Annotated in this window: 10 protein-coding genes and 2 pseudogenes; 5 read left to right on the top strand and 7 right to left on the bottom strand. The window is 74.2% G+C overall.

Annotation, left to right across the window (positions count from 1 at the left end; all coding sequences use genetic code 11):
• Window positions 1–5 precede the first annotated feature (5 nt).
• Complete coding sequence (locus Q3W68_RS23590; protein WP_302907545.1) at window positions 6–2,054, bottom strand: DUF1800 domain-containing protein; 2,049 nt, start codon at window positions 2,052–2,054, stop codon at window positions 6–8.
• Between the two features lie 455 nt (window positions 2,055–2,509).
• Here Q3W68_RS23590 and Q3W68_RS23585 point away from each other — a divergent pair, with 455 nt between their 5' ends.
• Window positions 2,510–2,767 (top strand): DUF3040 domain-containing protein, encoded by a 258-nt coding sequence (locus tag Q3W68_RS23585; protein ID WP_302907544.1) that lies wholly within the window; start codon window positions 2,510–2,512, stop codon window positions 2,765–2,767.
• A gap of 45 nt (window positions 2,768–2,812) precedes the next feature.
• On the opposite strand, the gene Q3W68_RS23580 is transcribed toward Q3W68_RS23585, so the two are convergent.
• Both Q3W68_RS23580 and Q3W68_RS23575 read right to left on the bottom strand, forming a co-directional pair.
• Complete coding sequence (locus tag Q3W68_RS23580) at window positions 2,813–4,003, bottom strand: SWIM zinc finger family protein (RefSeq protein WP_302907543.1); 1,191 nt, start codon at window positions 4,001–4,003, stop codon at window positions 2,813–2,815.
• Window positions 4,000–7,278, bottom strand: a complete 3,279-nt coding sequence (locus tag Q3W68_RS23575; protein ID WP_302907542.1) for a DEAD/DEAH box helicase — start codon at window positions 7,276–7,278, stop codon at window positions 4,000–4,002. The genes Q3W68_RS23580 and Q3W68_RS23575 overlap by 4 nt, the downstream gene beginning before the upstream one ends.
• An 83-nt stretch (window positions 7,279–7,361) precedes the next feature.
• Between Q3W68_RS23575 and Q3W68_RS23570 the strand changes: the two genes are divergently transcribed.
• A complete protein-coding gene (locus Q3W68_RS23570; protein WP_302907541.1) occupies window positions 7,362–8,222 on the top strand; it encodes a carbohydrate kinase family protein in 861 nt (286 codons plus the stop codon).
• Window positions 8,223–8,225: 3 nt separating this feature from the next.
• Here Q3W68_RS23570 and Q3W68_RS23565 read toward each other — a convergent pair.
• A pseudogene (locus Q3W68_RS23565) lies at window positions 8,226–8,743 on the bottom strand (DinB family protein).
• Between the two features lie 85 nt (window positions 8,744–8,828).
• Here Q3W68_RS23565 and Q3W68_RS23560 point away from each other — a divergent pair.
• Window positions 8,829–9,035 carry a hypothetical protein gene (locus tag Q3W68_RS23560; protein WP_302907540.1) on the top strand — a complete coding sequence of 69 codons (207 nt, stop codon included), beginning with the start codon at window positions 8,829–8,831 and terminating at the stop codon, window positions 9,033–9,035.
• Window positions 9,036–9,044: 9 nt separating this feature from the next.
• Here the strand turns inward: Q3W68_RS23560 and Q3W68_RS23555 are convergent, their stop codons facing one another.
• Both Q3W68_RS23555 and Q3W68_RS23550 read right to left on the bottom strand, forming a co-directional pair.
• A complete protein-coding gene (locus tag Q3W68_RS23555) occupies window positions 9,045–10,190 on the bottom strand; it encodes a polysaccharide pyruvyl transferase family protein (RefSeq protein ID WP_302907539.1) in 1,146 nt (381 codons plus the stop codon).
• Window positions 10,191–10,264: 74 nt separating this feature from the next.
• Entirely contained in the window at window positions 10,265–10,843 is a 579-nt protein-coding gene (locus Q3W68_RS23550) for a TetR/AcrR family transcriptional regulator (RefSeq protein WP_302907538.1), read from the bottom strand.
• A 92-nt stretch (window positions 10,844–10,935) separates the two neighbouring features.
• Here Q3W68_RS23550 and Q3W68_RS23545 point away from each other — a divergent pair, with 92 nt between their 5' ends.
• Both Q3W68_RS23545 and Q3W68_RS23540 read left to right on the top strand, forming a co-directional pair.
• Entirely contained in the window at window positions 10,936–11,511 is a 576-nt protein-coding gene (locus Q3W68_RS23545) for a dihydrofolate reductase family protein (RefSeq protein WP_302907537.1), read from the top strand.
• A gap of 40 nt (window positions 11,512–11,551) precedes the next feature.
• Window positions 11,552–12,478: pseudogene (locus tag Q3W68_RS23540) on the top strand (phosphotransferase family protein); the annotation flags it as partial.
• 176 nt (window positions 12,479–12,654) lie between these two features.
• Here the strand turns inward: Q3W68_RS23540 and Q3W68_RS23535 are convergent.
• Complete coding sequence (locus Q3W68_RS23535) at window positions 12,655–13,869, bottom strand: ROK family transcriptional regulator (RefSeq protein ID WP_302907536.1); 1,215 nt, start codon at window positions 13,867–13,869, stop codon at window positions 12,655–12,657.
• Window positions 13,870–13,901: the final 32 nt, after the last annotated feature.

The raw sequence follows: 13,901 nt of genomic DNA, 5'->3' as shown, positions 1-13,901 counted from the left end.
ATGCCTCACCGGAGGTGGTGCTGGGGGGACGCGAGGATCGTCCGCGCGACAGCGGCGATGGCCCCGTTGAAGGTGGCGTCGACCTTGGCGCTCTCGGACACACCGGCCACGGCGAGCACCAGCTTCTTCTCCTTGGCGCTGAGCTTCTGCTGCACCAGCCGCTGGGCCAGCGCGTCCACGTACGCCCCGGCGGTGGCCGGCGGCTTCGCCACCAGCTTCTCCGGCTTGGCGAAGGTGAACTGCTTGCGGTAGCCGGCGATCAGGTCGCCCGCCTCGTTCCAGCCGTCGATCATCGTGCCGGCCGAGGTCCAGGCCAGGTAGACGTCGGCGTAGCCGTCCGGGGTGGGCTTGCCCATCGGGTACTGGCCGAGTTCGCGCATCTTGTCCTGGATCTGCCGCAGGCCCTGCGCGAACGGGGTACGCCGGTTGTCGCCGGAGTAGTCGGGGGCCGCCTCCGGCGAGACGCCGAGCGCCCGGTACGTGGCGACCAGGTACTCCATCGGGCGGCGTACCTTCTGGCCGACCGCGGCCCAGAACTCCGAGGAGCTGAACAGCGTCGCCAGCACCGGGCGGATCTGACCCTTGTTGGTGGTGTACGCCTTGGCCAGCCGGTCCACCACCGACTTCGGCGGGGTGTCCGAGACGAACCGGGTGGCGAGGTTCTGTGCCACGTACCGCGCGGTCGACGGGTGCATCGCGATGTAGCGGATGTACGAGTCGATGACCTTGTCGGCGGCCACCGGATCGTCGGAGTTGTTGGCGTGGCTGAACCCGAGGATCTTCACCTTGCCGAGGTAGTGCCGCTCGGCGAAGAACTTGTACTTGCCGTCGGCGACACCGCGTCCGGTCTGGAGCAGCGCGGCCTGGCGGACGTCCTTCTCGGTGTAGCCGCCGTCGACGCCGACGGAGTACAGCTCCAGGTTCTCCCGGGCCAGGTTCTCGTTCACCGCGTCCTTACGCGAGTCGACCTGGTTCAGGTAGAGCAGCAGCGCCGGGTGCTTGTTCGCGGCGACGAGCATCTCCGGGTAGCTGCCCAGCGCGTGCTTGCGGATGACGTCCCGGTCGAACGCGTTGCGGTAGTTCTCCCCGCCGTCGAAGTCGGCGGCGACGTGCAGGAAGTCGTTCCAGAAGTCGACCATCACCTCGAACAGCTGCCGGTCGGACCAGATCTGCCGGGCGATGGTGGCGTCCACCGTCTCCCGGGCCGGGTCCACGCCCTTCTCGTTGAGCTGTTCGCGCTGGTCGCGGAGCTGCGTCGGGCTGAGCTTGAGCGACTGCAGCTCGGCCAGCTTCAGCTCGGCCTTCGTCGGGGCGATCTTCTCCGGCTGGAGCTGCTCACGCAGCCAGTCGTCGATGCCGACGCGCTTGACCTCGGCCATCATCTTCGTCGTCGGACCGAAGGTGGTCCGGCTCAACAGGTGCCGGATCGGGTCCTTGGCGAGGACCGTCTTCACAGTCACCTTGGTCGCCGCGGCGGCCTCTGCCGGGCTGCCGTAGAGCCGGCCGCCGGACGGCGCGTTGCGCTTGAGCGCCTCGCCGGCCCGGGAGCCCATGTAGCTCTCGTTCTGCTCGGTGTAGGTCCGTACCGTGCTCGGCTGCTGGCCGCTGGGCCGGGCCGCGTTGCCGTCGGTGGTGACCGTGCCGGTGGCGTCACCGGCCGGGGCGTCACTGAACAGGCCGCGCACCTGCGGGGACAGGGCCAGGGCGGCGCCACCGGCGACCACCACGGCGCCGCCGAGGGTGGCGAGCGCGCGGCGGCGGCCCCGCGTCGGGGCCTCGTCGCCGTCGTCGTCCAGGTCGGGCAGTCCGCCGCCGGGCGGCGGGCCGTACCCGCCGGCGGGCTGGGCGTAGCCACCGGGTTGGGGGTAGCCGGCGGGGGCCGGCGCGGCGGGGGCGAAGCCGTTGGGCCCGACCCACTGCGGGCCCGGGGCGGGGCTGCCGCCGGCGTACGGCACGGCGTGCGGATCGCGGTACCCGTCCGGATGGGGGTGCTGGTATCCGTCCCACCCGCGGTCGTCCCGGGGGCGACGCGGTGGCACGTTCAGGTCGGCCATGTACCTATCCCGTTTTCTTCGAGCGCCGGCATGCCTGCCACCCGGGGGGTCGGGTGGCGCAGGGGCGGCGACGGTTGCCGGAGAGTTGCAACGGGAAAGTAGCCATGCCGCCCCGGCCGCTCAAGGCACGCCGAACGCGCTCCTGAGCGCACTTAAGACGGTGCTCAAGCCCGCCGGGCAGGGCCCGTCGCGGCGGCGCAGTGGCGGCGGCCTCGGGAGCAGGGCCGACCCGGGCGCGGACCGCCCGGATGCGAGGTTTCGCACACCGACGACGCCGCCGGGTGCGTTCACCACCTCAGCGAAACTTAAGGCACGGATAAGTGTGTGCTGAGGTCTGGGTGCGGGTGCGTCCACGCCTGTCCGGTCCGGCGAAACAGCAGCAGCAGCGGCGCGTGACCGGCCTCCGATCCGGGTATGCCGCCGAACCGCTGAAGCCGTGAGGGGAAGGCACCGCCATGCTCAGCCAAGAGGATCAGCGCAGGTTCGAACAGATCACCCGCCGTCTGCGGGAAAGTGATCCACGTTTCTTCGCCCGGTTGGACAACCGGATCAAGGGCCGCCGGGGCCGGTACATGATGCTGTTGACGATCGTGCTGTGGGCTTCGCTGCCGGCGATGACAGTGCTCGTGGGACGGCTGGCCGGGGCGATCTGCGCGGTGGTGCTCGTCGCCAACGCCGCGGTGATGTGGCGCTTCCGCCGCCGGTTGCTGTAAGGAAGGGCCCCTTCTTAACGCATTCGGTAGAGGAAGGGCCCCCTCTTAACGCTCGCCACGCTCGCCTGCGGCTTCGCCGCCGCTGAACTCCCTGGGCGATGCGGCTTCGCCGCCGCTGAACTCCCTGGGCGATTCGGCTTCGCCGCCGCTGAACTCCCGGTACGCCCGGCGCAGCCGCTCGGCCAGGCCCGGCCCGCCGATCGCGGCCCCGGGCGGACCGAGCTGGCGCAGCAGCAGCTCCGGGCCGGTGGCGAGCGTGGGCGGCCGGTCCGGCAGCGCCACCGGGGCCAGCCAGAACCGGTCCAGTTCGGCGTCCGGCTCGACCGCCGGGAGCCCGGCCAGGGCCCGCGCCGCGCCGACCACCGGCACGCCGTTCGTCGCGGCCGGATCCGGCCCGGCGCTCGCGTGGCCGGGTCCACCCGGGTCCGTCACCGAGCCTCCGGTCCCGCCCGCTCCACCGGCCCCGTCGGCGCCGCCGGTTCCACTCGCGCCGCCGATCCCGTCCGCGCCACCGATCCCGTCCGCGCCACCGATCCCGTCCGCGCCACCGGTTCCGTTCGCGCCGCCGGTCCCGTGCGCGCTGCCGGTCCCGTCGGCGTCACCGGCCCCGGAGGCGCCGCTGGGTCCGTTCACGCCGCCCGGGTGGGCGCCGCGCAGCCTACACAGCCGGTCGAGCAGCTCGGCGCGGGACCGGCCGCGCCAGTGCAGCAGGTGGAACGGGTCGGCGTCGAACGCCTCGGCGAGCAGGTAGAACGTGGCCGCCAGATGTTTGCACGGCACCGCGAAGTCGGGGCAGCCGCAGCTCTGGTCCAGCTCGTCGATCTCGGCCGGGAACAGCGGTGCGCCGGCCTCGGTGAACAGCTCCTCCAGTTCGGCCGGCAGGTCACCGGCGAGCAGCCGGGCGCTGAAGAACGCCTGCCCGGCCAGCTCAGCCTCGATCCGCCGCCAGGTCTCCTCCGGGTACGCGGCCAGCCCGATCCGTACCGGGTAGGGACGCGGCCGGGACCCCTGCACCTCGGCGGTGACCGTCCCCGGCGACACGTCCAGCCGGAGCACCTGCCCTCGGCGCGCGTACGCCCGGCCGCGGGTGAGCCGGGAGCCGAGCGCGAACGACTCCAGCACCTCCACGAACCGCCGGGACCACCAGGACTGTCCGATCGCGCCGCGGGTGCTGCGCGCCCGCAGGCCGCCCTCGACCCGCAGCGGCGGTCCGTACTCGTCGAAACCGGGGCTCACTCGACCACCGCCCCGGACTCCAGCCGGAACAGGTCGCGCAGCGTCTCGGTGGACAGCTCGGTGACCCACTGCTCGCCGCTGCCCACCACCGACCGGGCCAGGCTGCGCTTGTCGGCGATCATCGCGGCCACCTTCTCCTCGACGGTGCCGGCGCAGACGAACTTGCGTACCTGGACGCGGCGGCGCTGTCCGATGCGGAACGCCCGGTCGGTGGCCTGGTCCTCGACGGCCGGGTTCCACCACCGGTCCACGTGCACCACGTGGTTGGCGGCGGTCAGTGTGAGTCCGGTCCCGCCGGCCTTCAGCGACAGGACGAACAGCGGCGGCCCCTGCGGCGTCTGGAACCGGGTCACCATGGCGTCCCGTTCGGCCTTGCCGACGCCGCCGTGCAAGAGCAGCACCTCCCGCCCGGTACGCGCCGACAGGTGCCCGCGCAGCATGCCGCCGAACTCGGCGTACTGGGTGAACAGCAGCGCCTTCTCCCCCGCCGCGAGCACCTCGTCGACGATCTCGTCGAGGCGTTCCAGCTTGCCGGACCGGCCGTCCAGCGCGGAACCGTCGTGCAGGAGCTGGGCGGGATGGTTGCAGACCTGCTTGAGCCGGGTCATGGTGGCCAGCACCAGCCCGCGCCGCTCGATCCCGTCGCTGGACTCGATCTTCGCCATCATGTCGTCGACCACTGCCCGGTAGAGCGCGGCCTGCTCGGCGGTGAGGTTGCAGACAACCTCCATCTCCAGCTTCTCCGGCAGGTCGGTGATGATCGTCGGATCGGTCTTGAGGCGGCGCAGCACGAACGGGCCGGTGATCCGGCGCAGCCGCTCGGCCACCTCGGCGTCACCGTGCCGCTCGATCGGTTCGGCGAAGCGCTTGCGGAACGTCGCGGCCGGTCCGAGCAGCCCGGGATTCGCGAACTGCATGATCGACCAGAGGTCGGCGAGCCGGTTCTCCACCGGCGTACCGGTGACCGCGACGCGGTGCCGCGCGGGCAGCGACCGGACCGCCTCGGCCTGCCGGGTCGCGGCGTTCTTGATCGCCTGTGCCTCGTCCACCACCACCCGGTGCCAGTCGATGCCGGCCAGCTCGAACGCGTCCCGGGCGGCCACCGAGTACGTGGTGAGCACCAGGTCCGCCTCGCCCACGGCGGCGGCGAAACCCTCGCCCCGGGCGCGTTCGGCGCCGTGGTGCACGTGCACGCGCAGCCCGGGCGCGAACTTCGCCGCCTCCCGCTGCCAGTTGCCGACGAGCGACATCGGGCAGACCAGCAGTGTCGGCCCGGCGTCCGGCGGGTCACCGGCGAGCAAGGCGAGCAGTTGCACGGTCTTGCCCAGGCCCATGTCGTCGGCGAGGATCCCGCCGAGTCCGAGCGACTGGAGGAACGCCAGCCAGGCCAGCCCACGCCGCTGGTACGGCCGCAGCGTCCCGGTGAAGCCGGGCGGCGGGTCGGCCGGGGTGAGCCGCCGCTCCGCCTCACCGGCGAGCAGCTCACCCAGCGCGCCGTCGGCGACCACATCCAGCACCGGCAGCTCACCGGCTCTGTCGTCACCGGACAGTCCCATCCGGAGCAGGTCGGCCACCGTCAGCTCACCGGAGGACCGCAGCAGCTTCAGCCCGGCCTCCAGCCGCTGCGGGTCCAGCTCGACCCACCGGCCACGCAGCCGGACCAGCGGCGACTTCAGGTCGGCCAGCGACGCCAGTTCCTCGGCGGTCAGCGGCTGGTCGCCGAGCGCCAGCTCCCAGCGGTAGTCGACGAGTGCGTCCAGACCCAGCTTCCCGGCGGTGGTGGCCACCGCGCCCGGCGCGGTACGGCTGCGCGCCCGCAGCCGCGCGCCCAGCCGCGACGAGGAACGCCGCCACCACGACGGCAGCAGCACCCCGAACCCGGCCGCGTGCAGCACCGGGGCGCCCTCGCGCAGGAACCGGTGCGCCCCCTCGGCGTCCAGCTCCATGCCCTCGGGTGCGGCGGTGCGCAGCGCGGCGTCCACCTCGGGCCACAGCCGGCTGGCCCGGCCCAGCTCGGCCAGGAGCGTCTCCTGTGGTTCCACGCCACGGGCGGCCAGCGCCGGCGCGGGCCGCTGCCAGATGTGCGCGGCGTCCACCACGAGCCCCGGCTCGTCAGCCGGGTGCAGGCCGAACTCGACCCGCCAGACGGCGTCCTCCACCAGTTCGGCGACGGGGTCGACGGCCGGCTCGACGAGGCGGAACGTGGCCCGTACCGCGCCGCCCGCCGCGTCGCGCTGCCAGGCGTCCAGTTCCTCGCGCAGAGTCGCCAGCGCGGCCGGCTCGGCCGGGAAGGCGCGCTCCGGGCCGGTGAGCGCGGCCAGCCAGCGCGGCACCGCGCCGACCGGGCGCATCCCCCGGTGCAGCCGGGTGTCGGCCAGCGCCACCCGAGCGGCGGCGTCGACGAGCCCGTCCAGGGCCTCCGCGACCAGCTCACCGGCCCCGATGTCGCCGACCCGCCCGGCCCACACGTCGTCCGCCGCGCCGGGATCGCCGCTGTCCCGGACGGCCACTCCCGGCGAGCGCCCGCCGCCCGGGGCACGCCAAGCCTCCGGCCGCCATTCACGTGCGGCGCGGGCCGCCGGTGGCAACGCCGTCGCCAGGTCACGCGCCCAGGTCGCGTCGGTGCCGGTGAGCAGCGGCCGCCAGAGCGCCCACCCGGTCGCCACGTCGTCCGCCCCCACGGCACGCAACGACCGCCCGGCCCCTGCGACGCCCGTGCCCGAACCGGCCGGCCCCGCCGCGCCCGAGGCCGCCGGCAAGCGCCGCGCCGAGGTCCGCCGGCCGGTCGCGGCCGACCCGCTGCCGGGCACACCACCGGGGTACGCCTCCAGCGCGACCGGCAGCAGGCGGCCGCGTACGACCAGGTCGGCGGCGAAGTCGGCCAGCTCGCACAGATGACGCAGGCTCGCCCCGACCGGGCCCGGCACCGGCGCGCGCAGCAGCGCGTACGCGTCGTCCGGGGCGTACCCCAGGGCGGGAGCCCGCCATCCGGCGCGGGTGACCGGGCCGCGGACCGGTTCCCCGACGGTGGGCCGGGCCAGTTCCGGCGAGTCCAGCGGCGAGCCGGCCCGGGTCGGCAGGTCCAGCAGTACGGAGATCGGCTCGCCCGGCACGCCGAGCGCGGCGGCGAGCGTGGCGTGACCGGCGGCGAACGGGTGGGGGCGCTCGCGCGGGACGCGGCCGGGACGGCGGGGCGCGCGGGCCGGAAGCGTGCTGTCCTCGGCCCACAGGGCGAGCCCGGCGCCGGGCAGCCACAACCCGTGGATGACCAGCACTGCTCCCCCTCGCCGACGCCGGGGCCGGAAGACGGCGCCCGGGGAGTCAGGATAGGCCGCCGGGCGTCGCTATCGTCGGCGCCATGGTCGACCTTCTCGTGATCGGCGGGCTCGGCGTGGACGTCCGTGTCCAGGTGCCCGCCCTGCCACCGCCCGTCGCCGACTCGCTGCTGGTGCCGCCGATCGACCTGCGGATCGGCAACACCGGCGCCGGGGTGGCGCTGGCCGCGCACGCGCTCGGCCTGCGGGTGGCGCTCGTCGACGTGCTGGGCGCCGACCCGGCCGGTGACGTGGTGCGGGCGGCGCTGGCGCGCACCACGATCCGGACCACGATCGCCGACGCGCCGGCCGGCACCCGCCGCTCGGTGAACCTGGTCGACCCGGCGGGCCGGCGGATGTCGCTGCACGACCCGCGTCCGTGGTCGGGGCCGGCGCCGTTCGGCGAGGCGGAGCTCGCCGCGCTCGTCGCCGAGGCGACCCACGTCCACCTGTCGATCATGGATTGGGCCCGGGACGCGCTGCCGGTGCTGCGCGCCGCCACGTCGATCTCCACCGACCTGCACGACTGGGACGGCGAGAACGACTACCACCGCCCGTTCGCCCGGATCGCCGACCTGGTCTTCGTCAGCGACACGCAACTCGGCGACCGGGCCGCGGCGGAGGCGGCCGGGCTGGCGCCGCGCACGGTGCTGGTCACCGGCGGGGCGGCCGGCGCGACGCTGCACACCCCCGGCGCCCCTCCGACGCAGGTGCCCGCCGCCACCCCGCCGGGGCCGGTGGTGGACACCAACGGCGCCGGGGACGCCTTCGCCGCCGGGGTGATCGCCGCCCGGCTGCGCGGCGCGGGCATCCTCGACGCGGCCCGGTACGCCGCCCGGGTGGCCGCCGCCGCGTGCACGTACGACGGGATGGAGTACCCGGACGGGCTGCTGCCCCGCGAGTGACCCTCAGATCGAGCCGGTCTCGCCGTCGGTCAGCTCGCGCAGGATGTCGGCGTGCCCGGCGTGCCGGGCGGTCTCCTCGATCAGGTGCACCAGCACCCAGCGCAGCGACACCTCACCGAGCTGCGGGTGCGGCACCACGTGTCGAGGTCGAACCGCGCGGCGATCCGGCGGGACCGGTCGCAGGCCGCCTCGTACGCGGCGGCGAGCCCTTCGACCGTGTCGCCGGGGCGCAGCGTGAAGCTGGCGTCGGCATCGGCCTGGGAGGTGACGTAGACGTCGCCCGGTTCGGGGGCGAACAGGCAGCGGAACCAGTTCCGCTCGACCAGGGTCAGGTGCTTGAGCAGCCCGGCCAGGGTGGTCAGCGAGGGCACCAGCCGCCGGGCGGCGGCGTCGGTCAGGCCGCGCGCCTTGCGCAGCACGTTGGCACGGTGGAAGTCGAGGAACGCGTCGAGGATCACCCGTTCGTCGCCCGTGCGGGCGAGGACCGGACCGAGAGTCGGATCGATCGTCGGGTGCGCCATCCCCGGACCCTAGTACGCGGTGTGTCCGGCTCGCTGCCCGGCGTGATCCCCTGCGCGGGCGGGCCGGCCGGGGCAGGATGGGCGCATGGCTTCCTCGGTGCAGATCCCTCTGGTGGGCGGCGCGGCCGACGGCGAGACCGTCACCGTCGAACTGGACGTCAACGGCCGGCCGCCGCTGACCCACCACCACCTCGGGTCGAAGGGACTCGCGGAGGCGCAGATCTACGAGCTGGAGTCGGACGACCAGCCGGGCCAGGACTGGGTCTACGCCTGGCGCGGCCCGGCGGTCTGACGGCCCGGCTCACACCGCCGGCGTCAGCGTGCGGGCCCGGATGCTGTCCAGCACGCTGCGGGTCACCTGGGAGGTGCCGCGCGCCTGCTCGCAGACCTCCGCGACCCGGCGCGCGGTAGCTTCGGCCCGGGCCGCCCGCTCGTCCCACAACCGGTCCACCTCGGCCAGCAACGGGCCCTCCACCTCCCGTTCCACGCCGCGCAGCGCCGGCACACCGAGCCGCTGGGCCAGGTCGAAGACCTTTCCGGCGTACGGCAGCGGCAGGAACGGCGTGCCCATCATGGCCGCGAAGATCAGGAAGTGCAGCCGCATGCCGACCGCGAGGTCGAAGTGGCGCATCAGGCCGAGGATCTGCGCCGGGCGGTAGTCGCCGTGCAGGATCCGGCCCCGGTCGGCGGCGGTCATGTGCGACAGCACGCCGTGGGAGTGCCGGATGTCGTCGCGCTCCATCGGCACGAACAGCACGTACGCGTCGATCCGGTGCACCAGGAAGTCACCGATCTGGGCGAGCAGGCGGTGGTAGCCGTCCACGTCGAGCCGTTCGGCGGCCCGGCCCGGCTCACGCACGCTGAGCCCGACCAGCCGGGAGCCGGCCGGTACGCCCTCCTCGCGCAGCCACTGCTGGGGGAACTCCTCCGGTTCGAGCAGGAACGCCGGGTCGGCGGTCACGGTGATCGGGTTCACCAGGCCGGCCTCCTCCAGCACCATCCGCGACTCCTGGTCGCGGACTGTCACCTCGATGGCCTGCGCGAGCGTCTCGCGCACCATGCCGCTGTCCAGCGTGTCGGTGAGCGGGCCGACCCCGACCGCGTACGTGATCAGCGGCAGCCCCCGCTCCTGGGCCACCCGGACCACCCGCAGGTAGCGCCGGGCCTCCTTGTCGTAGAGGATCCCGCCGCCGCCGAGGATGAGCAGGTCGAGCTGGTTGAGCACCGGGGACGAGTCGACCCGGCTGACGCCCTCCCACGGCACCGCCTCGACCTCGGGGTGGGCCAGCGCGGTGTGCGCCGGGTTGCGGGAGAAGACGATGATCCGGGCGTTGGGCTCGTGGCGGCGCAGATCGTCCAGCAGGCCCGTGAGGATCGCCTCGTCGCCGAGGTTACGACCGCCGTAGGAGCCGAGCACGCCGATGGTCAGTCCGGTGCGTTCCCTCATCCGTTGCTCCTTCCCAGGGGCGTCCGCGCCAGCGTTCCCGCTGGCCGCCCCGGGTTAACGCACGGCGAGGAGGCTCAATCGGCGGCGTCGTCGACCAGACGGGAGACGAGGTCCGAGACCACCTGATCGGTGTCGAACCCGGCGTCGATCGAGGTGGTGAGCAGGTCGAGCAGGAGCCCGTCGACCGCGTAGTGCAGCAACGCCACCTCGTACGCCCCGCCGGGTAGTCCGGCGGCGACGTGGTGGGCGACGTCGTCGGCGTACCCCCGGCGCAGCACGCCGCCGAGCGCGGCCCGCAGCTCCGGGCGGCGGGCGGCCTCCAGCCGCAGCTCGAACAGCGCCCGGGTGAGGCCCGGCTCGCGGGTGGTGCGCGCGACGATGTCGCGCAGGTAGTCGGTCATCAGCGCGAGTGACGGCTCGCGGCGGCCGAGGTCGGCCAGCACGGCCGGGTCCGGCGCGATCCGGTCGAAGATCCGTTCGGCCAGGCCGGCGAGCAGCGCGGCGCGGGACGGGAAGTAGTTCGAGGTGGTGCCGGTGGGTACGGCCGCCTCGGCGTCGACCGCCCGGTGGGTCAGCCCGCGCGCGCCCGCGTCGGCGAGCACCCGCAGCCCGGCGTCGGCGAGCAGGGTACGGCGTTCCGGATTCCTGGCCACGCGGACACACTAGCAACAACCACGACAGGTGTTGTAGATTCATCACCGAACCACGACAGCCGTCGTGGATCACCTCGGACATCGGAGCCGGTTTGCGCAAGCTCGTGTACTTCGTCGCCAGCACCCTCGACGGCTTCATCGCCGCGCCCGACGGGACGTTCGACTTCCTCCCGTTGACGCCCGACCTGGCGCCGCACCTGGTGGCCGAGTGGCCCCAGACGCTGCCCACGTTCGCCCACGCCCAGCTCGGCATCGACTCCCCGCCGAGCGGCCGCTTCGACACGGTGCTGATGGGCCGCGGCAGCTACGAGCCGGGCCTGAAGCTCGGTGCCACCAGCCCGTACTCCCACCTGGAGCAGTACGTGTTCAGCCGCTCCCTGCCCCCGGCCGACTACCCGGACGTGCACGTCGTCGACGGTGACCCGGCGGCCCTCGTCCGCGACCTCAAGACCCGCCCGGGGCGCGACATCTGGCTGTGCGGCGGCGGCCGGCTCGCCGGTCAGCTCCTCGACGAGATCGACGAGCTGGTGGTCAAGCTCAACCCGGTGGTCGTCGGCAGCGGCATCAAGCTCGTCGACAGCGGCTTCGACCCGCGACGGCTCACGCTCACCTCGGCGCGCCCGTTCGACGCCGGCGTGGTCGTCCTGCACTACACGCGCAACGGTTAACCCGGTTGCCCCGGCGGCGGACGGCACGCACCGTGGGACCGTGACGAAGACTCGGCTGCACTGGCACGAACTGCCCGGGCACGTACGCGACGGCGTCGAGGGCGTACTCGGCGACCGGGTGGTGGCGGCGCTGTCGCAGCCGGGCGGCTTCTCCCCCGGCACCGCCGACCGCGTCCGTACCGCAGGCGGCGGCCGGGCCTTCGTCAAGGCGGTCAGCCCGGCGCAGAACGACCGCAGCCCGGGCCTGCACCGTGCCGAGGCGCGGATCGCCGCGGCCCTGCCACCGGACGCGCCCGCGCCCCGGCTGCTCGGCAGCTACGACGACGGGCACTGGATCGCGCTCGTCTTCGCCGACGTCGAGGGCCGGCACCCGGTCACCCCGTGGCAGGCCGGCGAGCTGGCCGCCGTGCTGTCCACGCTGGAGACGATGGCCGCCGCGCTCACCCCGGCGCCCGCCGCCGCGCCCACACCCACCGCCGCCGATCGGCTCGCAGGCGACTTCGGCGGCTGGCGGCGCCTCGCGGCCGATCCGCCGGCCGACCTCGACCCGTGGGCCCGGTCCCACCTGCCCGAGTTGTGCGCCGCCGCCGACCGCGGGCTGGCCGCGCTCGGCGGCGACACGCTCTGCCACGTCGACGTGCGCGCCGACAACCTGCTGCTCGGCCCGGACGGGTCGGTCACAGTCGTCGACTGGCCCTGGGCCTGCCGCGGGCCGGCCTGGCTGGACACGCTGCTCACCGTCGTCAACGTGCAGGTGTACGGCGGACACGACCCCGACGCGCTGCTGGCCGCCCAGCCGCTGACCGCCGACGTGGACCCCTCCGACCTGACCGGCGTGCTCGCGGGGTTCACCGGGTTCTTCCTCGACGGCGCCCGCCAGCCCCCACCCCCGGGCATCCCGACCGTGCGGGCGTTCCAGCGCCAACAGGCCGACTCCCTGCTCCCCTGGCTCACCCACCGCCTGACTCCTGACCGCCCGCCTCGCCTCGCTCCCCTGCCCGCCCTCCCGCCCCCGCCCGCCCGGCCCCGACGATCTTGCAGTTTCGGCCCCCGGGATGCCGTTTTGGCGCACTTTGTCAGGGCCGGAAGTGCAAGATCAACGCGATTGAGAGGGCTGGACGCGCGGCGGTGCACGGTGCGGGCTCACCCGGGAGTGGGGACGCCCAGGGGGTCGGCGAACAGGGGTGAGAAGCCCAGTTCGGCGGCACCGATCAAGGTCGCGTCGTAGCCGAGCGCGCTGACCCGCAGGCGGGCCTTGTCGCGGGAGATGGGCAGCACGTTGGCGGCGATCCGGCTGCGTACGTGACTGGCGCAGACCGGGAAGACCTCGCTGAGCGTGCCCCCGAAGATCACCACGCCGGGGTTGAACAGGTTGATCACGTTCGCCACGCCGATGCCCAGCCAGTCACCGATGTGCCGCAGCGCGTCCCGCGCGGCCGGCTCCCCCTGACCGGCGGCGGCGACCACGGCGCGTACCGCCTCGCGCCCCTTCTCCCCCGCCGGGCGGCCCGCGACGTCGAGCAGCGCCCGCTCACCGACCTCGGCCTCCAGGCACCCGCGCGAGCCGCAGCCGCAGGGCCTCCCCTGGTACGGGTTCACGAGCATGTGCCCGACCTCGGAGGCGTACCCGCCGTCGCCGTCGAGCAGTTCCCCGCCCACGATGATCCCGCCGCCCACACCCACGTCACCGTGCAGGTAGACCAGGTTCTGCACGCCGACTCCGGCGCCGCGCTGATGCTCGGCCAGCGCCCCGAGGTGCGCCTCGTTGCCGACCAGGACGGGCAGGCCCAGGTCCAGCCGCCGGGCCAGCTCGGCACCGAACGCCTGGTCCACCCATCCCATGTCCGGTCCGAACCGGACCATCCCGTCGCCGGGGCGGATCATCCCGCAGTAGGAGGCGCCCACGCCCACGCACACCGATCCCGGTGGCGCCGCGTGGTGCAGGGACCGCCCGAAGTCGGCGAGCACCGAGACCACGGAGTCGAGGTCGGCGCCGGCCCGCGGCCGTTCCGCCTCCAGCCGCGCCGACACCACACCACCGAGCCCGACGCGGGCGGCCACGAGCCGGTCCACAGCGATGTCGAAGGCGAGGACGTAGACGGCGTCCGAGGCCGGCCGGACCACATGCGAGGGACGTCCCGCCCGGCCGCTTCCGCCGGCCCGCACCTCCCGGACCAGGCCGGCCGCCGCGAGTTCCGCAGTGAGTCCCATGACGGTGCTGCGGTTGACGCCCATCCACTCGGCCAGCTCGACGCGCGTGACCGGGCCGGTCAGGTGGACGCGCCGCAGCAGCGCGCCGAGGTTGAGCCGGCGGCTGTCCCCCTGCGCGTGCCGGTCCACTGCCAGACCTTTCAGCATCGACCACTCCGTCGGATGGCGACTGGCTTGTG

It is taken from the genome of Micromonospora sp. C28ISP2-4, assembly GCF_030519385.1.
In the GTDB taxonomy this organism is placed as follows: Bacteria; Actinomycetota; Actinomycetes; order Mycobacteriales; family Micromonosporaceae; genus Micromonospora; species Micromonospora tulbaghiae.
Note: the sequence above shows the minus strand (reverse complement) of the source record. Positions and strands in the feature narration are given on the sequence as shown.